Here is a 21,706-nt window from a genome sequence, read left to right as displayed (position 1 = left end):
GGGCAGTAACCAATAAATGGAAGAAGTAGGCTGAGACCGGTCGTGAGATCAGCAGGTTAGGTGGACGGAGGCGCATGCTGGTTTGTCTCTCAGAAAAGGAGACTGACCATGGAAGACCATCCGAGTGCACCTACTGCTACTGAACCGGCTGCCAAGCCCGCTCGCGTCCCCTGGAACAAGGGCAAACTGGTGGGCGCGAAGCCGCCCTTGCGCCCGAGCCACGTCTGGTCGATCCGTACAAAGCTCCAAATCGAGGGCAAGAAAAGAGACCTTGCTCTGTTCAACCTAGCGATCGACAGCAAGCTTCGCGGCTGTGACGTAGTGGCCGTTCGCGTAGATGATGTTGCGCCGAGCGGATACTCGATGGACCGCGCAACAATCCGACAGAAGAAAACTGGCAGACCGGTACGGTTTGAGCTGGCCGATCAGACACGCCAGGCCATCGACTAGTATCTGCGCTTGACTGGACGCAAGCCGGGTCAATTCCTATTCGCTGGTCGTGGCGACAGAGGTGGGCTGACAACGCGGCAGTATGCTCGCCTGGTTCTTGAGTGGATCGCCAGTATCGGTCTCGACCCGGCCAAGTTCGGTACGCACTCGCTGCGTCGGACAAAGGCGGTGCTCATCTATCGGCGGACCGGAAACCTTTGAGCTGTCCAACTCCTGCTTGGGCATTCGAAGATCGAAAGCACGGTAAGGTACCTCGGCATTGAGGTCGACGACGCGATAGAAATCGCCGAGAAGATCGATATCTTAGCGACTGACGCTCTTCTCCCGATTCCGGACAACGTCGGCGGCGTTGTTGCGTCGCCGATTGCATTGATGTCGATGTCGGCTGTTGGGACTCTGCTGTCTAACGGCTCACGGCAGCAAAGGGCCAGAAACTGACATTACGTCAGCTCAGCTGAGACGTTATCCTAGATCGAAGGGTCGTCACGTAAGCCGAGATGAAGTTTGTTTGGACCTAGGCCATAGCCTGCTCTGGCGGTTTTGGCGCTGGCTTCAACAAGTCAACGACGAGTGCCACGATTTCCGGGTTGGTGTAGGAGGCCGAATGGTTCAGCCTCAGCTGAAATGCGTCTATCTCCACGAAGCGAATGCTTTCCGCAGTGACCGGGGTCGGCGTTGTCAACACCGCTACGTGCGGCGCAGCATAGAGAGGGATCCCTTGAGCGCCGTACCATTTCAGCCTCGCCCAGGCGAAAAGATGTACGACGACGATGAGGGTAGCGCCATAGAGTGCTGCCGAAGCGAAAGAGTAGATGAGGATTGACGCAGCGGACAGCGTCTCCGCGTTACCAGTACGAATCCGCGCAAGCTCACTACCGAGGAATGGAATGCTTTCAAGCGCAGGGAACGGTGGCAGCCAGCCCGCCAAACTCGTCACGGCGATTGCGGTCAAAGTTACGAACAGCGGTCTGGGACGAAGAAGATGCAGTAGGAATGAGTTGAATGCAGATAACCCATTCAACCCGTCGAAGACTTCGTCGCTCGCTGTGGTGATGCAGGTGACCCGCACGTTGCTGATAGCGGGCAACGTCAATTCGTCAATGACTTTGGGCACGAGATTCTGCAATGCATCAATTGGAAACAGCCGATTCAGGAGAGCTGCGAGCAAGACTAAGCAGCATCCCGCTGCCAATAGCGTGAACTCCGCCGACCAGGAAGCTTCGGTCGCGGCAAGTGCGGCCGGGTAGAACATGATTAGGCTGGCTACCAAAATGATTGTGACCGGTAGAAACAATGCTGTGAAGAGGCTCCGTTGAAAAGCGTGGAGGAAAGGTGTGTTGAGGCAAATAACTGCCGCGACTTTGCTCTGTAGCGAGGGGTCCCGGAGTGCCATAAGGGCGATGTTGCCGCCGTGACTATGGCAGATGATAAAGTGATCGGAATGCGGTTTCCGCTCAACTTCAGCTGTCAAGTGCGCCTCTAATTCAGAGGCGGCCTGCCGACGGTGTCTGTGGTTGTTTTTTCCGGTCCATTGAAAGCGATGGATTTCTGCCGTACCGGTAAAGCGAACCTGCAATGCTTGGCAAAGATAGGACCCTTCGTTGGTCCATGGCGCTTCGGGGGCAAACGTTCCATGCACAAGAGTGATGGACTGTTTCATATGAAGTCTCCCAATAGCCACGAGAAACCTTAAATCCAATTGTGCGTCGTCTCCAAGCCTCGCCCGCCTGAGAGCGGGGTGCAAGAGAGAGATCGGGCTCTGCAGTTATCGGCGGCAATGTCACAACCCGGCGAATGACAATGATTTCAGCTTACTGATAACCGAAGCGAAGACGCTCCGGAGTTGCTCAATATCAAGGGACAGACCCTACAATGCAGACGTCGCGAGCCAGGCGACTGCGCAGACGCTGAGGTCGGCTATGAGCCACAAGCAGACATAGGCGCTGGTGAACCGACGTTGACCAAATGACGCGATTGCGAGGTCCGCTTGTCGAAGCTGATCAGACGTTCAAGCGTAATCAAGCAAGGCAGCGACTGACCCTCAGCTGAAATGACCCACTCACCACCCACATTTTCGCCCAACGGATTCCCGTGGCGCGATTTTCCTTCGAACGACTTGCGAGATAGGTACCTACGGTACTAGCTTCGAGTGCGCCGAAAACGATGGCGGCGATGATCTAAAGGCAGGCATGCCATGGCGGCTAACGCGCGTCTGACCGACATCGCGCAACAGAATGTCCTCGAGTGGTTGGCTGCTCAGCAACAAGCGATGCTCGACCTGCTCGCCAGACTGGTGAACCAGGATTCCGGCTCTTTCGACAAGCGCGGCGTCGATGCGGCAGGTACTATTCTGAGGGACTTCTTCTCTGCAGCGGGGATCGAGATCGAGGTCACGCCAAACGACACGTATGGCGAACTGATGCGCGTGCTGCTCCCCCAGCCGGCCGCGCAAGACCAGCGGGATATCCTGCTGATGGGTCACCGAGATACGGTTTTCGGCTCCGGTGAGGCGACACGGCGGCCTTTTCGCATCGACGGCGACAATGCGTTTGGTCCTGGCGTCGCGGACATGAAGGCAGGGCTGGTCATGAACGCATTCGTGCTGGCGGCTTTCAAGCGCTTCGGGGGCCATCCTGGTCCGCTAGTGGCACTCATCACCGCCGATGAGGAGATCTCGTCGCCGTCGTCACGCGCCTATATCGAGGTTCAGGGTCGGCGTGCGCGGGCCGCTTTCAACTCCGAGCCTTCGCCCACAAAGGATATCGTCGTCGTCGCGCGAAAAGGCGGAGTATTCATGACGGTCGAAATTTTCGGTAAGGCGGCCCATGCCGGCGCAGCCCCGAAAGATGGCATCTCAGCTATCGAGGAACTGGCGCGCAAGGTCGTGCGCCTTCACGCGCTCACAGATTTCGACAAAGGCGTCACGGTCAACGTCGGCATGGTCTCGGGCGGCCAGAGCGTCAACACGATCGCCCCTTACGCCTCTGCGCGTATCGACTTGCGCTATGTCCACTGCAACGACCGTGAAGCGGCTCTAGCCGCAGTCCGAAGGGTTATCGAGACCGCTCACCTCGAAGGGACTCATGCGACGCTGACGATCGACAGCGAGCGTGAGCCACTCGAAATCACCGAGGAGTCAACCTGGCTCTTGGCGGAATACAAGATGGCAGGACAGGTTTTGGGCCTCGACGTCCAAGGCATTTCAGTTGGAGGAGGCGCCGACTCGGCCATTACAGCGGCTCAGGGCTGCCCGACACTTTGTTCGGTCGGGCCTGTTGGCCACAACGGTCATTCAGATGACGAGTATATCGAGGTGAGTTCGCTTGTTCCGCGGGCACAATTGCTCGCTCTCGCCATTGCGCGATTGCCAAGCGGACTCAAGAACGTCATTGCAACCAGCGCCGACGCTTCCTAGTCGAGACCCCTTACTTGCCGCATTCGAATGTGTGCGTTTTGGAGCGTGAGGGACTCTCTGGCAAGTGCGCCACGAACGACGCGCGTGACGACGTGAAAACGACATTCCGGACATCAACGGTCGCGGTGCTCCTTTCGCGCGCGAGCCGGCAGAGATAGTGGCCTAGCGCGACGCGATCCCTTTCGGCTAGGCTATCGACCCGATTGAAGTATTTGAGCCAGCGATGGTTGGGAAATTCCAGCCCGTCTTTACCCCGCATCCACAGGAGGGGCTTTGTGGACAACGCCAAGATATCGAAGGTCGAGCCATCGGCCGTGCGCGCGATCGCCTCGTAGCTATGTTGGGAGTGTATCGGGATTGGGGCAAACAAACTCCAACGCTGCCCTACTTGCCATGCGGCCACGAGATGATCGAGCCCCGTCGGCCTGTCATACGAGGGTCTCAGGGCATGATGAATGTTGCCGACGAGCGCGAGCAGCATCAACCAAGCGCATAGAGCGAGAGCAGGCTGGCCAGGTACAGCCTCGTTTCTGAACTTCAGAAAGAACGCGGCGAGTGATCCGAGCGGCCCCCGGTGTCGGCCGAAGAGGTCGTAAAGCCGTTCAAAGGAGCGCCGGAGCAAGCCTAGATCCATGAACCAGGCCAACGGCCAAAGCAAAAGACTCTCGCTCAAGACGTAGGACACCGCGCGCCACTTGAGATGCACTTGGCCGTCGGCGCCACGAACGACCCAGGAGTTTTGCTCGCGCAAAAGCCGCAGCATTTCAGGATCGGCGGATGCCGGCAGCACAGGCGTAGACGGGGGCAGCAGGAATTCGCGCAGGAGTAGCGCGGTCTTCTCGCAGAACCCGCAGTCCGGCTCGAAATAGATCGAAACGCGCCGGAGTCTCTCCCTGCGCCATTGGAAGAGCTTCTCAACCCAGGAGTCGGGGACGAACAGCAGAAGCATCGTCAAGCAAAGGAATGGAAATCCTCCGATGTTCAGCGCAAACACGAATGCAATGTGCATCAGCGCTACACCGCCCAACGCAACCGCGCGCGCGACGTCGTTTCGCCAGGGTGCGAATACGAGCAGCGGAAACGACAGCTGGAGAGCCATCACCGCGTAGGTCGCCAGCGTGAGGACGAAGGGGGCATTCTCGACGAGATAGAGCCCCGCCGGAGTACCTCCAAATGCGTTGTCGCTTAGCGCCCAGGAGATCGCGAAGCCGTCTCGCCAGGGTGCACCGCCCAGCTTGAAAAGTGCCGCAAAAAAGTAGACCGAGCAAACCTGCAGCTTGATCGCGATGTACGGAAGCACAGGGTAGGCGCGATTGCGCGCGCCCTTGTCGAGCGCCGCATCGACGCCCCAGTATCGGTTCATCGGCAGGAAAAGGCACCACAACAGCAACAGATGTGCGAGGCTCTCCGCCCCCGATCTGATGTAGGGATTGCGCCAGAAAAGGTAACAATAGAGGAGGAAGGCGATGCCGTTGCACCAACGCGTCCGGTATCCCAGTGCAAAGCCAATCAACGCGGCGGGATAGAGGTACGGCAATAGGGCTGGAAGCTGCAGCCATTCCAGCAACTTGAGCACGGGATAGATGGCCGGCATGCCCGATATGTCGCGGTTCGCCTCGAGTGACGATAATGGCAGAAAACCGGCGTCGGTATAAAAGTCGCCGAAATACGGCGCGTTCATGAGAAAGAAATCCCCGAGCAGGTAGATCGAAAAAACAATGCGAAACAGGCTCAGGGACTGGAAGTCCGTTGAAAACAATCGTGAGTCTTGATGATCTTCCGCCATGGCAATCCCTGTTTGGATGACCGCTGAAGCGGCGCTGTGACAAACCAGTCGACAACACAATTTATAGATAGCAATGACCTATCGCTGTCTGTGCACGCATGATAATCGTAAGTTACAAGTTTTGCTGAAAACTCGCTCCGCAAGAATTTAAGGGGGTCATGTCTATGAAGAATTCCATTCTCGCGTGGGTATTGGCTGCGTTGCTCACGACGTCGATTGCCGGGCTGGTTCTGAGCAACGACCCCGTTGCCGCCGGGCCTGACGACGAAGGCAAGACAAGCGGAACCGGCGAAGTCCAGACGTCTGGAGAGTGAGCTTGGCTCGGCGAGCCAGACCAAACGGCCGCGACGCATCTAGAAAAACGTTTGGTTGGAAGCGTTGATTCGAACCATTGAGGTGAGGTCGATTTGCCATGGCGATGAGGAAGTATTCGGTTGTCGCCTGGGCGCTCGCGGCACTGCTGACCGCATCTGCGGCCGTTTTGGTTCTCAGCTACGATCCCGTCGTCGCAGGTGGGGGCGAAAGTGGTTCTGGTGAAAGTGGCTCCGGCGAGGGAGGCGACACTCCGACCCCTAGCGGAAGCGGCGAATAAGCGACGGATCGAGCCCGCAAATAGAGCATCGTCCGTTTGCGGGTTCGCGTAGGCTCATCGCCAACGCCACGGGGGTCATGGTTGCGTAATTCTCCTCTTAAGACCATTCTGATTGGGCTTTTATTAAGCGCTTGGACAAGCTTTGCGCCGGCGCAGGACGTCGTTCCGGATCCCAAACTCCGAATCGAAACAGGCGATCACACCGGCATTATTCTCGGTCTCGCGTCGAGCGCCGATGGCACGCATCTGGCGACCGCGGCCTATGACCAGACCGTCCGCATCTGGTCCATTCCGAAGCTGGAGCCGACGCGCACGATCCGTCTGCCGGTTGGCAAAGGCAACGAAGGCGCGGTGTACGCGGTCGAATTCTCTCCTGACGGCAACACGCTGATCACAACCGGCTGGACGGGCGCCTGGGCCGGAGTGGACGGCCCCTGGTGCTTCTACGTGATCGACGTCAAAGTGGGCGACATGCGCAAGTCCGTCTGCGATTTGCCGCATCGGGCCAACCACATTGCCTACTCCAAAGATGGGAAGTATTTTGCGTTCGCGCTGAAGGCGGGAAAGGGCCTGCGTGTCTATCGGACAAGCGACTATTCCCTCGCGTTCGAGGATCGTGACTATGGCTCGAACAGCGTATGGGTTGAGTTCGACCCGACCGGCCGGCTCGTCACATCCTGCTACGATGGCAAGATTCGCCTCTACGACAGCAATTTCAAACTGATCGCCAGCCGCACCATGCGCGAGGGTCGCCGGCCCGATGGCGTAAGCTTCTCGCCGGACGGGACGCAGCTTGCCGTCGCATATGACGAGTCCATAAAATCCGAAGAGCGCTGGCACGCAGCGGTCGACGTCATCTCCGCGACCGACCTGACCGATCTGTTCAGTCCCGACGTGCGTGGGGTCGACAATGGTGCCTTGTGGCGTGTCGTGTGGTCGCCCGACGGCAAGTCGCTGTATGCGGGAGGCACCTGGCAAAAGGGGAATCGCTTTCCATTCCGCCGCTGGGCGGACGGCGGCAGGGGGCGACCGCTCGATATCCCGGGCCCCTCCAATCAAATCATGCGTATGACGGGCATCTCGACCGGGGGATTGGCTTTCACGAGCGAGGTTCCCTACATCGGGCTCATCGGACCCAACGACAAGTTGACGACGGAACGGCGGCTCAAGGTCGCTGATTACACCGAGGTCGGTGACCGACTTTCCGTATCGCGTGACGGAACTGCCATTCGGTTCGCCTACGAGCCATCTGGTGCAGAGCCGGCGTACTTCTCTCTGTTGGACCGCGTGATCGAGAAGGGCGACGGACCCGCCGACATCGAGATGACCTCTCCTGTCACCAATGTGCCCGATCTCGACGTGCGCAACTGGAGCCGAAGCTACGAGCCAACGCTCAACGGCATTCCTTTGCCGCTGAAAACCCTGGAACAGGCTTTGTCCCTGACCTTTGCGGCGGACGCAAAGACGCTTCTCTTGGGAACCGCGTGGCGCATCATACGCTACGATGCGGAAGCGAAGGTTCTATGGTCGACTCAACTTCCTTTCGCCGCTCGCGGTTTGGTGGCCACCGCTGACAACCGGCTGGTCGTTGCCGCGCTCGGAGACGGCACCATCCGCTGGTACGCGATGGACACCGGGACCGAACTGCTGGCCTTCTTCCCACATCCGGACGGAGCGCGCTGGGTCGCTTGGACACCATCCGGATACTTCATGTCGTCCGTAGGCGGCGACTCGCTTGTTGGGTGGCAGGTCAATCGCGGCCGCGATAATTCCGCGGATTTCTTTTCGGTCGGACGCTTCAGAGACAAGTACTACAAGCCAAGCATCGTCGTGAAGACCCTCGCTGCTCTGGACGAAGCTCAGGCAATTCGCGAAGCGAACGCGGAAGGCGGCCGAGAGGAAAAGCAACGGGACTTCGCCGAGCTGCTGCCGCCGGTCATCGAGATACTGGAGCCTCAGAACGGAGCAAGCATCAACAGCCCCGAGGTCGTCCTGCGTTACCGTCTGCGAGCGCCATCGGGTGAGCCCATAAACGAGGTCATCATACGCAGTGATGACCATCCGCTCGGAACTTTTGAGGCGCCTCCTCTCGGCGCGGGCAATGAGGTCATCGGCGAACGCAAGATCATCGTTCCGCAACGGGATAGCGAAGTGGTGCTCTTTGCAAGCAATCGATTCTCGACGAGCGAGCCGGCATCTGTCCGCCTCAAATGGACAGGCGAGCAAGCCGGCATCGCTGCTGAAAAACGCAAAGTCTATGTGCTGGCCATCGGCGTCAGCGAATACGCCAACAAGAAATTGAAACTTAGCTTTCCCGCCAAGGACGCCTCTGACTTCGTAAGCGCCGTCGTGCAGCAAAAAGACAAAGCGTTCGTCGACGTGGTTTCAAAAATCATTACGAACCAAGAGGCGACTCTGGAAGGAATGCGCAGCGGACTTGACTGGCTGACAAAGATGGTCGGCCCGACAGACATTGGAATGGTCTTCCTTGCCGGTCACGGTTTGGATACCCGCGACGGGATTTACTATTTTCTACCCCGTGACGCCAATCTCTCCCAGCTCCCGAACACTGCGCTCTCTTACGTCGAGTTGCTCTCCGCCTTGAAGCGCATTGTCGGCAGCAGGGTGCTTTTTGTCGATACCTGTCGCGCTGGCGGAATATTCGGCCCAGGACTTGTGCCGATGGACGTGATCGGTTTCGTCAGTCAAGTAAGCCAGCCGTCCATGGGCGTCATCGTGTATGCTTCGTCGACCGGAAAGCAGAATTCTCTGGAAACCGCAATCTGGAAAAACGGAGCCTTCACGAAGGCCGTCGTCGAAGGGATAAACGGGGCAGCCGAATATCGCGATCGCGACTACATTACGACGTCGATGCTGCAGACGTACGTCAAGGAGCGCGTCAGAGACCTGACCGCCAATCGCCAAACGCCGACAGTCAACATGCCGCTCGCGGTCCCCGATCTTTTGCTTGCCCGTGTGCAGCGGTCGCCGCCGCCATAGTCGTAACGTGCGTGGGGAGATTGCAAATGCTGCGCCGACCTTCTGGCCTTCTTGCGCTGATCGTCTGGCTCGCCGTGAGCTCGGTTGGCAGCGCGGACGTTTTGCAGGACTGCGAAAGCGGCGAGCTTTCGACAAGAGTACAAGCTTGCACGGAAATCATCGTCGCGGGCGACACAGCCAGCGAACGGCTTGTCGAGGCCCACTTGTTCCGGGCACGCGCCTACGCCGAGCTGGGGAAGATCGACAGTGCAATTTCCGACTCGGACAAGGCAATCGCGCTCGATCCGAATAAAGCGAGGTCATATGTCGCCAAGGCTTTGGTGTTGCGACTGGCCGGCGATGTGGACCGTGCGCTCGCCGAGCTTGCGCACGCGATCACCCTCGATCCAAAGCTTGCCTCCGCTTATCAGGAGCGCGCGCTGGTCCACCGCCTGCGAGGTGACGGAGACCAAGCTGAAACCGATGAGGCCATGGCGAGCCAGCTTAACGCCAGCGGATCGTCCAGCCCCGATGACGCGTTGGTCGAAAGAGGGCCGGTCCCCGGCGTTGACGAAGCGGCAGACGAGCCTTACGACGCCGTCCCAGTGTTCTTCGGCACCGACCGCAAACAAGCGTCGGGAACGGAGCGCGCATCTTTCGCTGGCGCGCGAGCGCGCGCCCTCGTTCTAGGAAAAGCCCTTGTTACGATTCCCAAGGACCATTACCGGGCAATAATTGAAAGACCCTGGGCGCTTTCGATTTTCGGCGTCACCCTACTGGAGCTGAGCGAAGATCCGCGGCGACACTTTACAATCCAAGACATCGGCGTTCTCAGTCGCGAGAAATTTATCGAGGCGGTTCGACAGCAGCTTGGCGCGTCACAAACGTTCAAGGACCAAGCCTTCATCTTTGTGCACGGCTACAACGTCTCGTTCGAAAATGCCCTCTATCGCACGGCCCAGATCGCCTACGATATAGGCTTCGACGGTGTACCTTTCCTCTATAGCTGGCCCTCTGGCGGCGGATTGACCGGCTACCTATACGACAAGGACAGTGCTGACCAGTCCGTCGACTACTTGCGCAACTTCATCGAGCTGGTGGCGACGCAGTCGAAAGCCACAAAGGTCCATCTTATCGCGCACAGCATGGGCAACGCGGCGCTCTTGCGCACTCTTGAAAAGATTCAACTCGCCGGCGGACTTAAGGGCGGTGCTGTCGTTTCCCAAATTATTCTCGCGGCGCCGGATATCGACCGGGATGTGTTCGAGACGCTCGCGACCAATCTGGGTAGTTTTGCGCAAGGGGTGACCCTTTACGCGTCTTCGAGCGATAAAGCCCTTATCGCTTCTCGGACCGTTGCGGGCGGCGTTGCGCGTGCTGGTGACGTCCCGGCCCCACCTTCGACTCCTCTTGTTGTCGCCGGCGTGGAGACGATTGACGTAACGGCGACAAGCACGGAGTTCTTTGGCTTGAACCACAGCGGATTCGCCGAAAAGGCTGCACTCCTTCAGGACCTCGGCGTGCTCTTGATGGACGGCACCCATCCACCCGACGCTCGCGGAACGATGATGGAGCGTATTGAGCAGGGCGCAGCCGCATTCTGGCGCTATCGCAACGAACCGCCTAAGGCCGTCATCGCGCCGAAATAAGCCAGCTCACTTTCTGAGTGGCGAGGCTGAGCTAGTCGCTTCCGCTTTTGATGCTGTGGACGGCTCCTCACGGGGCGCGCAAGCGCCTTGGAATCGGTTGCCGATGAGGCGACCAGGATCCGGAGGAGCTCATCATGCAGGCAATCACAGTCGTTGGCCTCGACATCGCAAAGTCTGTCTTTCAGGTTCATGGGGTCGATGCGCAGGGCAGCGTTGTTGTCGGCCGACAGCTGAAGCGCCGGTACGTGCTCGCGTTCTTCAAGAAGCTGCCGCCCTGCCTAGTTGGCATTGAGGCCTGTGCCACGTCGCATCATTGGTCGCGCGAGCTGCAGGCCCTCGGGCATACCGTGCGGCTCATGCCCCCGGCCTACGTGAAGCCCTATGTCAAACGCCAGAAGAACGGTGCTGCCGATGCCGAGGCCATCTGTGAGGCGGTGCAGCGGCCGAGCATGCGCTTCGTGCCGACCAAAACGACCGAGCAGCAGAGCTGCCTAATGCTTCATCGTACGCGACACCTCTTCATCCGGCAGCAGACTGCGGTCATCAACACCATCCGCGCCCATCTGGCCGAGTTCGGTATCGTGGCGCCGGTCGGACGCAACGGCGTGGAGGAGTTGCTCTACACCGTTGCCGATGAAAGGGACGAGCGTATTCCCGAGGTCGCGCGTGCGTGTCTCGAAGCCCTGGGTGCGCTGCTCAGCAAGTTCAAAGCTCAGATCCTGGAGTTCGACCGCCAGATCAACGCCTGGCATCGCTCGAACGAGACAAGCCGCCGGCTCGACGAACTCCCCGGCGTCGGTCCTGCACTCGCAACCGCACTGGTCGCGAGCGTTGCCGATCCGAAGGCGTTCCGATCCGGCCGCGACTTCTCGGCATGGGTCGGTCTGGTGCCGAAACAGAACTCCAGCGGTGGCAAAGAGAAGCTCGGCAGCATCACCAAGCAGGGCGATCGCTATCTGCGCTCGCTCTTCTGTGCGGGCGCACTGGCCGTGATCCGCTACGCCAGGATCCACGGCACCAAACATCGCCCGTGGCTTGCAAAACTTCTCGAGCGCCGACCGACGAAAGTCGCGGCGATCGCGCTCGCCAACAAGATCGCACGTATGGCCTGGGCCATGATGGCCAAGGGCGAGAGCTACAGGGAACCCGTCGCATTGGCTCGATAGGGCCGCGACGCTAGCGAGATCGCGCCGGCAACGGCGTGATGAAACGGTTGGAAAGGGCAGACAGCACGTAATGCAGAACCGGTCGATCCGGTGATCAGGACAACCCACTTGGGCCAGAGCATCTTCGAATGCGAGCTTTTGACCGGGACCTGATCCGCGGAGGGCATTATGGCCAGCGGCCCTGTGAGCCGCACTCAAAGGCCGAACACATGGCTGCTCCGACCAACACTGCTACGTGACCAAACCCTTGACAGCCCGGAGCCGTCCACACATGGCCCACCGAGTCGTATCTCCCACGTCCGCTTTGCGATGGAATGCCGACATCCGACCGCCGAGCGCAAGCAAGTGCGAGAGCTATCTCTCCGGCGTCTGCTTCCTCGGCAAAGCGGACGTTGCGTATGACCGCGATCGCCCCATCAATAGAAGTCGGCGCTCGACACGGGGTCGGCACATCGAAGTCCTGAGCGGACGTAAGCCGATCAAGACGACGGTGCGCCTCCTCGGCCGCTGCGAGCAGACGCTCTATTCAGCTCCGCATCGCTCCCGGATTTCACAATTGGACGTCGTCAACCTTCGCGAATTATCCGACGAGAGTTTCGAAATTCGCTTTGGCGGTGTTCCGGTCGCATCGCCGTTGCGACAACGAGCGAGGTCCTCTTCGGGTTCGGTGCCGGCCTCGAAGTGATCAACCGTCTCGCTTTGAGCTTCACGCCTACAGCGAGACTGTCACCCCCGGCAGCATTCGCTTTCGGCTTGGCATAACGAAGCGGCGAACAGTCGGTGCGGTCGTGGCGGGCAGACGCGGGTGGTCCGCTTATTTGGTGAGGTCCAAACTGAGGCCACACTTCCCTTTCTTGCTTGCGGAAGCTGCGTACGACCGCATCGTCCCTGGACCGACATAGGCGGCCAATTAACGACGCATACGTTCCGTCGGCACGCCGTGTCTGCATACTGGTGACAAGCAGGCATTAGCAGAACTTGCCTTGCGGAGGGGGCGAAAGAGCAAGCGCGGCAACGCAACAGCTGCCGCGCCCAAGCGATCATTCGTCAGCGGCCTCCAGCGTCTTGATCCCTTGGCCTGGAGGGCGGGCGAGCGAAACCGCGATGCCTTTGAGGCAGTGCCAATCCGGCCCTGCTTCGACAACATTATGCAGATCTTTCAGCTCCATCAGATGATGGCGAACGTCGACGTCACCAGCCTCTGAGTGGTACGTAATGTCCACGATCCATCTAACGCCTTTGTACATTCCATCCCTTTTTGTGCGGGTGCCTCAGAATTCTATTTGGCTTGCGGGACGCTCAAATGCTGAAATACTTGCGAGCTTTTCGGCGCTCTGTTGGAAGCCAATTCAAGAGATCGTGTAGGGGGTACAGGACCTGCCGGCCGATCTTGATGCACTTCGGCCCACGGCTATCAATGCGCAATTTGTTTAGGACGCTGACTGGAAGCTCCAGCAGAGTTGCTGCATGGCGGGGCGGCAAGAAATAAAGTTCCTTCAGACGCATGGTTTGTTCTCCAAAAACAAAAACCCGCCGAACAGGCGGGTTTTATTGAGATAGTCAGGGTAGCGAGGCAAAAAAAACCCGCCGATGGCGGGTCGTTCATCGCTTCGAGAGCATCGCGAAACACCGTGTGTCACGCACGGCTCCCAAGCTTGCCGTCAATACACCCCGATTCCAGAATTTTTGTCTCATGCAAAATCATGTCGGATTGTCGCAGCCTCGATTGCTGACCAGCCGCACGGGATCCGCTGAATGTAGCACGTTGCTTGCTTGGGGGCCGTGGGAGCCAGCGGTTTTTCGCTGTCTGTTACGCGCCGGATGTCGGAGCATTTTGCACCATTGTTCGAGCAGCATGATGCTTTCGGCTATCAGCGACGTTGCGGGCTAGTATGAGTTCGCTCTCGCTCGCTGCACAAAAGATCGTCGACTTGCTATCCCCAGGATGTCTGGACGACGCCCGCCTCCGAGAAGTGAGCGCTTGCGCGCGTGTTGAGGGGGCTCGCGGTGTCCCTACCGATGGCGAACCGACCGACTGTTCGGATCATGCATTTGGTTTGGTAGTCGGTTAGTCATTTTGTTTTCCACATTGATTTCCAAGATCGGCCCGACAACCCGCCGGATTGAGGGGACTACTTGAGGGTCCGGTTGGGCATTTAGAAGCGACGTCGCGCTGGCGGCGCGCCGCAGGGCTGCCGCCACGTCTTTTGGCGAAGCAACTACGGGCGAAGCGGCGGTAGGAAGGTGCTGGGCACGTCCATTGGCGGCGTCTAGACTGTCAGTCGACGCTAGGCTTCATCTCCTTCGATACGGTATTTCGATACGGTATTTCGATCTGGAGCGGCGGCCAGGGGGCCTCCCGCAGCCGGCTTGCTTGACTGCCAGAGGCCGTGGCGCGGTTGGTCGACAATCCCAACTGCTTTGAGGCGCGATAGAATTGGGCGGATGGTTGTGCAGGGGAATCCAGTTGCTTGGTTCAATTCGGGCACGCTCCGCACGCCGTCTGCCAGGGCCTCCAATATTGCAGCTATGAGACTGATTTTGTGCGCACGGTTCTCTTTATTGGTATTGCGCACGCTGGTAGTCTCATCAGCCGCAATACGGGCCGCCCTGCGGCGGTACCACGAAGCGCGCGAAATGTTTTCAAGCTCCCACGGTTTGGACTCCGCAACAGAAATCGGTCGCGACTTGCCGGCCTGCTGTCGCGCGCGTACCGCGCGCATGCGCAATCGGGCTTTTCGCTTCCGATCCGCAATCCGTTGCCGCTTGTTAAAATCTGTTGCTCCGATTGTCCGCAGTTGCAGTTGGTCGCGAATTTCCTTCGTCACGGCGAGGAACTTCGCCAGTTCATCAGCCTTCCAACTGCGCATGCGCGCGTTCGTGACGATAGCCAGGACTTCATCGGGAGGCAGTTCGAGGGCGAGGTTCTTGGATATCCAACCGAATGCTTCGGCTTGCGTGGCGTGATCGGCGATCACAATGGCAAATGCGCGCGCTTCCGCGCGTGTTGGAACGACTCCTTCTTCTATGGGGAACAGGTGTTTGAATACCTTTTCAATCTCGCGTCGACGATGGGATCCGGGCTTGTACTTGAGCTTCCGTTTTGGAGGCCTTTCTGTGGGACAGAGATGGCCTACGACGCATCCACCCGCCAAGATCGGAACGATCTCGATCGGAACGTCCTTGTCGATCTGCCGCTTCTTACGGGGATGGTCTGCTACGAAAATATCCGCAGAGACATTCGACGCACCATTGAGTGAGTTCTGAGTGTGCTTCCCGGTTGCGCCGGGAGACGCCTTTTCTTTTGTGCTCATTGCGTGGTCGCGACCCTCTGGCCACCAACGAGCGGCAATGACGCGATCCACGAGGCCTCGCGTGGCGCTCCGCGCATGCGGTTTGCCAATGCATTTAAAAAAGCAAATAAATCAATGTGGCCTCCAGTGAGGGTTTGCCACCCTAACTCATTGATTTGAACTGGACTTAGTTCTCCCGTAGGGACCGCCATTCGCTAAATACACTAGCAAAAACAAGCGATTAGTCGCGGCAGAACAACAGCCCGACCTGCGGGTTGGACACTGCTGTTCCGTCTCGGTCTCAGGGCTGAGCAGCGCCATGCCGGCGCCCGCGGAGGATGCGGCTGCGCTGCCGGCTCACTTTCATCGGTTTCCAGCGCGCTTCGATCACTTTGTGTTCGATACGGACGACCATCCGCTCTCGGGGTTGAAGGCTTCGATGCTATTGGCCGCGGGGGGCGTGTTCTCGCCCAGGTCCTTTTCGAACACGACGCCGTCCTGATCGACGACAAAGGTCTTCACGCCGGAATTTCCGTATTCGGCCGGCGTGGCGATGAGCGCAAAACCGCCGATCATGCGTCCGTTGACGATGTAGGTGCGCGCGCCGCCGGAGGCGTGCGGGCCTTGTGCGGTCAACACCCGGAAGAGGTAGCCGTGGTAGGGCTCGGGTTCCCTTCTCTTCTTGCGATACCCTTCCGCGCGGGCCTCGGCGACAAGCGGGCCGAGGGGACTTTCCGGTTCGCCTTCCGCGGTCGGCCAATAGAGACCGTCCTTCACGTTCTCCCGGCTCAGCAGGCGGCGGGCGTACTGCGCGCCCTTTCCGTCCCAGTCAGTCTCGGCATATTCGCGCTGTGCGTCGACGTACGCGCGCATCACTTCGATCGCCGCCAGCTCATTCTCGCCGATGCGCCGGTCGAGGATCTCTTCCGCGCCGGCTGCCGTGTCGAAGCGCCATTTGCCATCAGCCGACACCAGCGGCAGCGGAAAGGGATAGTCGTCATGGCCGAGGTAGAGTGTCAGCGGGCCGTCGCCCGCCTGCCGGATCTGGTTCTGTTCATCGTAAGCCGCGACGAAGCGCTCACGTGCGGACGCGTCGGCGACGGCGTCTCCCGAACTCGCGATCGCGCGGCCGTCCGGTCCGAGCACCTTGACGATGTCGGCCGCGTCGCCCGACCGCACGGCCGCGACGAGCGCCTCGGCGGCCTCTTGCGGCGACGCGAAGGTCGCCTGTTTGGTTGGCGCTGCCGAAGCTGCGCAGGACACGAAGGCAAGTGCCGCGGCCGGGACGGCGATGCTGAGAAAAAATGTTCTGGCGATCGTTGCGGCGAGGGTCATGGGAGCCTCCACTGAATTTTCCATTAGGGGCGATCAGCGGCGCCGGCCGCCGCCTCCGTGTCCGCCGCCGAGGCGGCCACCCCCACCGCCTCGTTGGATCGCGCCGCCGCCGCGTGGACCTGCCATCGCGGTCCGGCTTGCGCGACCTCGATCCGCGTTGCGCCGCACGTCGGCCCCGCGCTGCACGTTGAGCGCGGCCGGCGGCGGCTTGCGGGCTTTCGGGCGGTCGATGTCGCGGTTGGCCGCCTTGCCGATATCTTTCGCGCCGGCGCGGTCTCCAGCGCCGCCTTTGATCTTGTTTGCGCCATCCGCACGGTTGTTGATTTTGCCGGGGCCGTCGCCCGCGCGATCGAGACCCTTGTCGCGGATGTTTCCGGCCCGATCGTCGATGCGGGCGTGATCGGTCGCCTTCAACCGGTTCTCAATGTCCGATCTGTCGTGTCCGCGGAAATCCTTGTCGCCAATGGGACCCCGGTCGGCCTGCTTGAACTTGTCGCGCACGTCCTTGTTGCGATAGGGGACGGGGCCGCGATGATCCGGCCGATGCTCCCAGGTGTTGTTGGCGATGCGTGTGCGGTTGACGTTGATGTTGTTCCACTTGTTGACGTTGATATCGATGTCGTGGCGGTGCCAGTCGCAGTGGTTCCAGCCCCAGATACCCGTCGCAACGGCAACGCCCGCGCCCCAGAAGAAGCCGTTCACGTACGCGGCGCCCGGATAGCCCCAATAGTAGGGTGGATAGGCGGGATACCACCAGGGCCCGTAGACGACGGCCGGCTGGTAGACGGGCACGTAGATCGTTTCGGGTGTTGCGGGCTCAATAATGTAGACCGGCTGCGCGGCCGAGCCCGTTTCCTTCACGACCTTCTGCTGCTTGGTGCTCTTGAGGTGGCCGGCCTCATCGGCTTTCGCACGCAGGAACTGGATTTCGTCCATGACCTCACTTTGCTGCGCAAGGAACGCGTCGCCCAGCTTTTGCGTCCAGTCGAGTTTGTCGCTCATGGATTTGAGGACGTCCGGAAACTGGACGAGGGCCTTCACGCTCGGGTCCCAGTCCTTGGCTTCAAGGGATTTTGTCAGAGCATCGCCTTTGAGCTTGGCGGTTGCGGGCTCCCGGCGCCAGCGATCCGCCGCCACGACATCGAGCGGATAGGTCGAGGCCATGAGAACGTTGGTGAGGAGGTCATCGGGATAGAGCGCGATCGGAGCCAGCAGCTGATCCAGCTCCTCCTTCTTGAGCTTGTCATCCTGCGCGGACGCCAAGCCGCATGTCATGGCGCCCAGAACGAAGATGGTCATCGTCCAGATGGAGAGCCGCTTGAGCATGACATTCGCTCCCATGATGTGAGGCCACACGGCCCTAGAACGGGTTGACGTAATTGAGGATCGCCGTCATGCGCAGCATAACGCGCCGGATCATGTGGCTCGCCTTGACGTGATCGGTGAAAATCGCGGCCTCGCCGGTGCTGCCGGCGGGAAGCTTGCTCGTGACGTCCCCGTCATCGAGCTTGATGCGGACGACGAATGGCGCTGCCGATACGGCCGCAGGCGTTACCGCCAAGCCGGTCGGCTTGAACTGGCCGGTCGAGACGGCCTGAAGGATCGACTCTACCTTGCCGGGGAAGATGTGGCCCGGCCAGTATTTGAATGTCACTTCGACGGTTTGGCCGGGTTCGATGTAGCGGGCATCGATCTGGGAAATCTCGGTGCCGATGATCGTCTCCGAGGTGTCGATGAAGGCCATGACGGGCGCGAGTGGAAGTGACGCCACGCGAGCGCCCTTGCGCAGGGTCACGTTGGTGACAAAACCGTCGGCCGGAGCGCGCACCACCGTTTTGTCCAGGTTCCATTTGGCGCCGGCGAGCTGCGCCTTGAGCTGTTCGACTTCCGACTCGCGCTGCTGGACATCGAAGGCGCGACCGGCATCGCCGCGCTGCAACGTCGTCATCTGCTCGTGCCGCAGCTCCGAGAACTTGAGTTGCGATTCGAGTGTGTCGACCTGGGATTGGAAGGGAGTCGGATCGATGCGGAACAGGACGTCTCCCGCTTTAAGTGGCGTGTTGGGGGTGACGGGAACGTCGATGATCTCGCCCGAGACATCGGGCACGATCTCGACAGAATGGCGCGCGACGAGCACCGGTCCAGACGGCGCGCCCCAGCCCATGGGAATGAACAGGCCGATCAGCAGCAACAGCAGGACGAGGACCGGCGAAATCTTCCAGAACAGGTTGAAGGGAACGATCTTGAACCAGACCAGCAGGAATAATAGCACGAGATAGAGGTTGAGCAGGAAGACGATCATTTCGCGCCTCCCTTGCTCGGCGCGTCGACGAACGCCCACACGAGGGCGAGCGGCCACAGCACAAAGCCGCAGATCAGCGTAATCCAGCCCGCGACCTCGACCGCCTGCGCCCAGGGATGACCTCGCGTCTTTGCAATATGTCCGGGCGCCATGCCGAGGCCGGCAAAGACCGCGACGCCGGTCAGCACCAGAATGAGGAGAATGAAGGCCGCGAAATAATCGATGAACGACATCGGTGTGTCCTCAACTTGCGGGTTGCGGTTCAGGGAAGGTCCACGTGCCGTCAAGGATTTCGGCGCGTGGGCGATAGAGCCGCACGGTGTAGTTCCAGCCCTTCATGATCGGTAGGCAGTTCGGGATCTTGCCGTCACAGCCGCCGAACTGGATGGCGATCGCGCCGTCGTCGCTCTTCTTCGCGGTGATGTTGTTGATCGTGTAAGCGTCGAATTCGTTCTTCTCGTAGTAGCCCTTCGCATCGTAGAGGCTCACCGACCAGAAACCGTCGACAGGCACATCCTTCACATCGAGCTTGTAGACGGTGGTGCCGTCATTCTTTGCCGGGGTGACGTTGAGATACAACGCGTCCTTGTCGGGATTGCCTCCCCATCCCGCAGCCGTTCCGATGAGGTGACGCACGGGATCGACCTCATCCTCCTTGCCGAATGCGAGTTTGAAGTCCGGGATCGTGGTGGCGAGCACCAGCAACGCGTCGCGCACTTTTTTCTGACTGGCCGAGTCCCACGCTGGAGCTTCAAACGCGCCGGCGCTGGCCTGTTTGACCTGAATGGCGTCCTGCAGGGCATGAACCTGCTCAAGGTCTTTCGGATCTCCCGGATTGACGAGCGTACGGATGGCGGTGGCGACATAACGCGTGCCCACCTTCTCCTTATCGAGCGTGTAGGCCCCCGCGCCGTAGTAGACGTCCGGGACGTAGTGATCTTCGTTGATCACCTGCAGAGACATGAAACGCTGGCCCGCATCGGGCAGCGTGATCGTCACCGGCCCGGCGTCGAGATCGAACACAGCCGAAGAATAAAGCGTGTCGCGGTTGAGGCGGATGACGGTCTGATTGTCGATCCGCGCCGGCTCGCGCCGATGCGAGAATTTCCCGATGCCGCCGCTACTATCCTTGATCAGCCCGGCGAAATACATGTCCGACTCCGCGCGGGCGAAGTTGTCGACCGTGACGGGCTCGGCGGGCGCGGATGGTTTCGGCTGATCCTCCGCGAGCGCGGCTGAACCGGAAAAAAAGAGCAGTGCTGCAACGTAGGCGTTGAAGGACCAGCGCATCGTTCGCTCCATGGCTGCGTTGACGTCGTGACATTGTAAGCCGGCATTCAATCCGCCTTTGTCATTGGCGGCTCCTTCCATGCGCCCGAGATGACCTCCGGCTTCGGCATGTAGATGCGCATGACCACGTAGAAGGGTCCGGCAGGAGCCGGGAGCCAGTTGCTTTCCTTGTCCGCGCCGGGAGATTGGTTCTGGATGAACAGGGTCAGGCCGCCGTCAGCGTCGGGCTTGAGCGACGCGAGCATCGGCGAGTTGATGAGGTAGCGATTGAGGGGATTGTCGACGAGGAGCTGGGTCTTCCCGTCGTACATGGTCACCGACCAGAAGGCGTTGGCGGGTGGGAGCTGTCCCTTCTCAAATCTGAGCAGGTACCGGTTGGTTGCCGCATTGAGCGGCGCGCCGGTGCTATCCACGAAATAGGCGGGGTAGATCGCCTCCTCTCCCGAGTTGCCGAAAATGCCAAGTTTCGCGCCCGCATACCGGTAGAGATAATTGTTTTTCAGGAAGGCGCGGGTGCCGAAGAACTCGTTGCTATGCACCTGCTTGGTATCGATTTTCGCCGTCTTGAAATCGGCGAACTCCTTCTGGCCGTCGGCGATGCCGTCCTGCAGCGCCTTGCTCATCTCCGGCGAAAGTTTGCTCTCGTCGAAAGGAAGCCCTGCGCCGACGCCAATCTTCGCGAAGCGCGCGAGAGTATCCACCTCCGACGGATCGGTGGGTGCGAAGTCGAGCAGGAAGCTCATGTAGCGAAAGAGGGCCGGCGTCGTGGTCATCGCGGCAAGATCCGGCTTGGGCCAATCGATCGACGGGGCCGGAGAGGGCGCGTCCTGGCTCAAAAATGCCGACAGTGGCCGCACCTGATAGCCGCTCTGGACGCGCTTGACGTTGTCGAGGTCGTCGGGTCCGAAGAGCTGCGTGCGATAGAGCGCGTATGCGAATTCGGTTTCGCAGTGGACGACCTTGGTAATCCCTTCGGGCGTCTCGCCGGTCCAGGTCGGACCGGCGATCAGGAAATTGCCACCGCCGCTGCCGGTCGTCCGCTTGCCGAGATAGGCGAAGTTCTGCGTGAAGAGATCGATCAGCTGGACCGAGTAGTAGCGCTCAGGTTCGATCTCCGGCAGCGTCAGGACGATCGGCTCGGTCCGCAGATCCATCCAGACGAATGAGTAGGGTGTGTCCGAATTTGGCGTGATGATCGCCGTGTCCTTCGGCGTGAACACGTTTGCGGTATTGCCGATGCTGTTGAACGGCGCCTTGAAGTTCGGCCCGCCCTGATCGACGGCCTGCGAGTAGAGCGTCTTGTAGCTCTCGACCATCGGGAAGCCGTAGATGTAGGCATCCTTTGCGATCGCCCGCGCGTCCTCCGGCGACGCGGTCTGAGCGTCCGCGGCCGTCGTGAGCCCGATCCCAATAGCAAGCGTTAGAGAAATCAGTCGTTGTGACATGGCT

At 59.8% G+C, this 21,706-nt stretch carries 15 protein-coding genes and 1 pseudogene; 6 read left to right on the top strand and 10 right to left on the bottom strand.

Annotated features, from left to right (window positions below; translation table 11 throughout):
* Positions 1 to 108: 108 nt before the first annotated feature.
* Positions 109 to 753: pseudogene (locus tag ACTIFK_RS16370) on the top strand (tyrosine-type recombinase/integrase); the annotation flags it as partial.
* A 211-nt stretch (positions 754 to 964) separates the two neighbouring features.
* Here the strand turns inward: ACTIFK_RS16370 and ACTIFK_RS16365 are convergent.
* On the bottom strand, positions 965 to 2,110 hold the full coding sequence (locus ACTIFK_RS16365; protein ID WP_439544079.1) for an esterase/lipase family protein: 1,146 nt from the start codon (positions 2,108 to 2,110) through the stop codon (positions 965 to 967).
* Positions 2,111 to 2,644: 534 nt separating this feature from the next.
* Here ACTIFK_RS16365 and ACTIFK_RS16360 point away from each other — a divergent pair.
* Entirely contained in the window at positions 2,645 to 3,865 is a 1,221-nt protein-coding gene (locus tag ACTIFK_RS16360) for a M20 family metallopeptidase (protein WP_439544078.1), read from the top strand.
* Positions 3,866 to 3,875: 10 nt separating this feature from the next.
* Here ACTIFK_RS16360 and ACTIFK_RS16355 read toward each other — a convergent pair whose 3' ends face one another.
* Complete coding sequence (locus tag ACTIFK_RS16355) at positions 3,876 to 5,651, bottom strand: HTTM domain-containing protein (RefSeq protein ID WP_439544077.1); 1,776 nt, start codon at positions 5,649 to 5,651, stop codon at positions 3,876 to 3,878.
* A gap of 164 nt (positions 5,652 to 5,815) precedes the next feature.
* Here ACTIFK_RS16355 and ACTIFK_RS16350 point away from each other — a divergent pair, with 164 nt between their 5' ends.
* The 4 genes from ACTIFK_RS16350 (at position 5,816) to ACTIFK_RS16335 (ending at position 12,037) form a co-directional block, all read left to right on the top strand.
* A complete protein-coding gene (locus tag ACTIFK_RS16350; protein ID WP_439544076.1) occupies positions 5,816 to 5,965 on the top strand; it encodes a hypothetical protein in 150 nt (49 codons plus the stop codon).
* Between the two features lie 359 nt (positions 5,966 to 6,324).
* Entirely contained in the window at positions 6,325 to 9,243 is a 2,919-nt protein-coding gene (locus ACTIFK_RS16345; RefSeq protein WP_439544075.1) for a caspase family protein, read from the top strand.
* A 26-nt stretch (positions 9,244 to 9,269) separates the two neighbouring features.
* Positions 9,270 to 10,871: an alpha/beta hydrolase gene (locus ACTIFK_RS16340; protein ID WP_439544074.1), complete on the top strand. Its 1,602-nt coding sequence runs from the start codon at positions 9,270 to 9,272 to the stop codon at positions 10,869 to 10,871.
* Between the two features lie 134 nt (positions 10,872 to 11,005).
* Positions 11,006 to 12,037: an IS110 family transposase gene (locus tag ACTIFK_RS16335; RefSeq protein WP_439544073.1), complete on the top strand. Its 1,032-nt coding sequence runs from the start codon at positions 11,006 to 11,008 to the stop codon at positions 12,035 to 12,037.
* A gap of 1,040 nt (positions 12,038 to 13,077) precedes the next feature.
* Here the strand turns inward: ACTIFK_RS16335 and ACTIFK_RS16330 are convergent.
* From ACTIFK_RS16330 to ACTIFK_RS16295, 8 genes are all read right to left on the bottom strand, one after another.
* Complete coding sequence (locus ACTIFK_RS16330) at positions 13,078 to 13,284, bottom strand: hypothetical protein (protein WP_439544072.1); 207 nt, start codon at positions 13,282 to 13,284, stop codon at positions 13,078 to 13,080.
* A 1,041-nt stretch (positions 13,285 to 14,325) separates the two neighbouring features.
* Positions 14,326 to 15,351 carry a helix-turn-helix domain-containing protein gene (locus tag ACTIFK_RS16325; protein WP_439544071.1) on the bottom strand — a complete coding sequence of 342 codons (1,026 nt, stop codon included), beginning with the start codon at positions 15,349 to 15,351 and terminating at the stop codon, positions 14,326 to 14,328.
* 366 nt (positions 15,352 to 15,717) lie between these two features.
* Entirely contained in the window at positions 15,718 to 16,665 is a 948-nt protein-coding gene (locus tag ACTIFK_RS16320; protein WP_439544070.1) for a DUF2950 domain-containing protein, read from the bottom strand.
* Between the two features lie 33 nt (positions 16,666 to 16,698).
* Positions 16,699 to 17,991, bottom strand: coding sequence for a DUF3300 domain-containing protein (locus ACTIFK_RS16315; protein WP_439544069.1), 1,293 nt, complete (start codon positions 17,989 to 17,991; stop codon positions 16,699 to 16,701).
* Positions 17,992 to 18,025: 34 nt separating this feature from the next.
* Positions 18,026 to 18,967 carry an HlyD family secretion protein gene (locus tag ACTIFK_RS16310; protein WP_439544068.1) on the bottom strand — a complete coding sequence of 314 codons (942 nt, stop codon included), beginning with the start codon at positions 18,965 to 18,967 and terminating at the stop codon, positions 18,026 to 18,028.
* The gene (locus ACTIFK_RS16305; RefSeq protein ID WP_439544067.1) at positions 18,964 to 19,200 is read right to left on the bottom strand and encodes a DUF3302 domain-containing protein; all 237 of its coding nucleotides are present in this window, start codon (positions 19,198 to 19,200) and stop codon (positions 18,964 to 18,966) included. Before ACTIFK_RS16305 ends, ACTIFK_RS16310 begins: the two co-directional genes overlap by 4 nt.
* Before the next feature lie 10 nt (positions 19,201 to 19,210).
* Positions 19,211 to 20,257, bottom strand: coding sequence for a DUF1254 domain-containing protein (locus ACTIFK_RS16300; RefSeq protein WP_439544066.1), 1,047 nt, complete (start codon positions 20,255 to 20,257; stop codon positions 19,211 to 19,213).
* Between the two features lie 47 nt (positions 20,258 to 20,304).
* The gene (locus ACTIFK_RS16295) at positions 20,305 to 21,702 is read right to left on the bottom strand and encodes a DUF1254 domain-containing protein (RefSeq protein ID WP_439544065.1); all 1,398 of its coding nucleotides are present in this window, start codon (positions 21,700 to 21,702) and stop codon (positions 20,305 to 20,307) included.
* Positions 21,703 to 21,706: the final 4 nt, after the last annotated feature.

The organism is Hyphomicrobium sp. (assembly GCF_051860585.1).
Classification (GTDB): Bacteria; Pseudomonadota; Alphaproteobacteria; order Rhizobiales; family Hyphomicrobiaceae; genus Hyphomicrobium_C.
This window is presented reverse-complemented; position numbering and strand designations above follow the sequence as displayed.

Bases quoted from the DNA above. Each gene is read 5' to 3' on its own strand.
- ACTIFK_RS16365 (WP_439544079.1), bottom strand. From the start codon at position 2,110: ATGAAACAGTCCATCACTCTTGTGCATGGAACGTTTGCCCCCGAAGCG.
- ACTIFK_RS16360 (WP_439544078.1), top strand. From the start codon at position 2,645: ATGGCGGCTAACGCGCGTCTGACCGACATCGCGCAACAGAATGTCCTC.
- ACTIFK_RS16355 (WP_439544077.1), bottom strand. From the start codon at position 5,651: ATGGCGGAAGATCATCAAGACTCACGATTGTTTTCAACGGACTTCCAG.
- ACTIFK_RS16350 (WP_439544076.1), top strand. From the start codon at position 5,816: ATGAAGAATTCCATTCTCGCGTGGGTATTGGCTGCGTTGCTCACGACG.
- ACTIFK_RS16340 (WP_439544074.1), top strand. From the start codon at position 9,270: ATGCTGCGCCGACCTTCTGGCCTTCTTGCGCTGATCGTCTGGCTCGCC.
- ACTIFK_RS16335 (WP_439544073.1), top strand. From the start codon at position 11,006: ATGCAGGCAATCACAGTCGTTGGCCTCGACATCGCAAAGTCTGTCTTT.
- ACTIFK_RS16330 (WP_439544072.1), bottom strand. From the start codon at position 13,284: ATGTACAAAGGCGTTAGATGGATCGTGGACATTACGTACCACTCAGAG.
- ACTIFK_RS16325 (WP_439544071.1), bottom strand. From the start codon at position 15,351: ATGAGCACAAAAGAAAAGGCGTCTCCCGGCGCAACCGGGAAGCACACT.
- ACTIFK_RS16320 (WP_439544070.1), bottom strand. From the start codon at position 16,665: ATGACCCTCGCCGCAACGATCGCCAGAACATTTTTTCTCAGCATCGCC.
- ACTIFK_RS16315 (WP_439544069.1), bottom strand. From the start codon at position 17,991: ATGCTCAAGCGGCTCTCCATCTGGACGATGACCATCTTCGTTCTGGGC.
- ACTIFK_RS16310 (WP_439544068.1), bottom strand. From the start codon at position 18,967: ATGATCGTCTTCCTGCTCAACCTCTATCTCGTGCTATTATTCCTGCTG.
- ACTIFK_RS16305 (WP_439544067.1), bottom strand. From the start codon at position 19,200: ATGTCGTTCATCGATTATTTCGCGGCCTTCATTCTCCTCATTCTGGTG.
- ACTIFK_RS16300 (WP_439544066.1), bottom strand. From the start codon at position 20,257: ATGCGCTGGTCCTTCAACGCCTACGTTGCAGCACTGCTCTTTTTTTCC.
- ACTIFK_RS16295 (WP_439544065.1), bottom strand. From the start codon at position 21,702: ATGTCACAACGACTGATTTCTCTAACGCTTGCTATTGGGATCGGGCTC.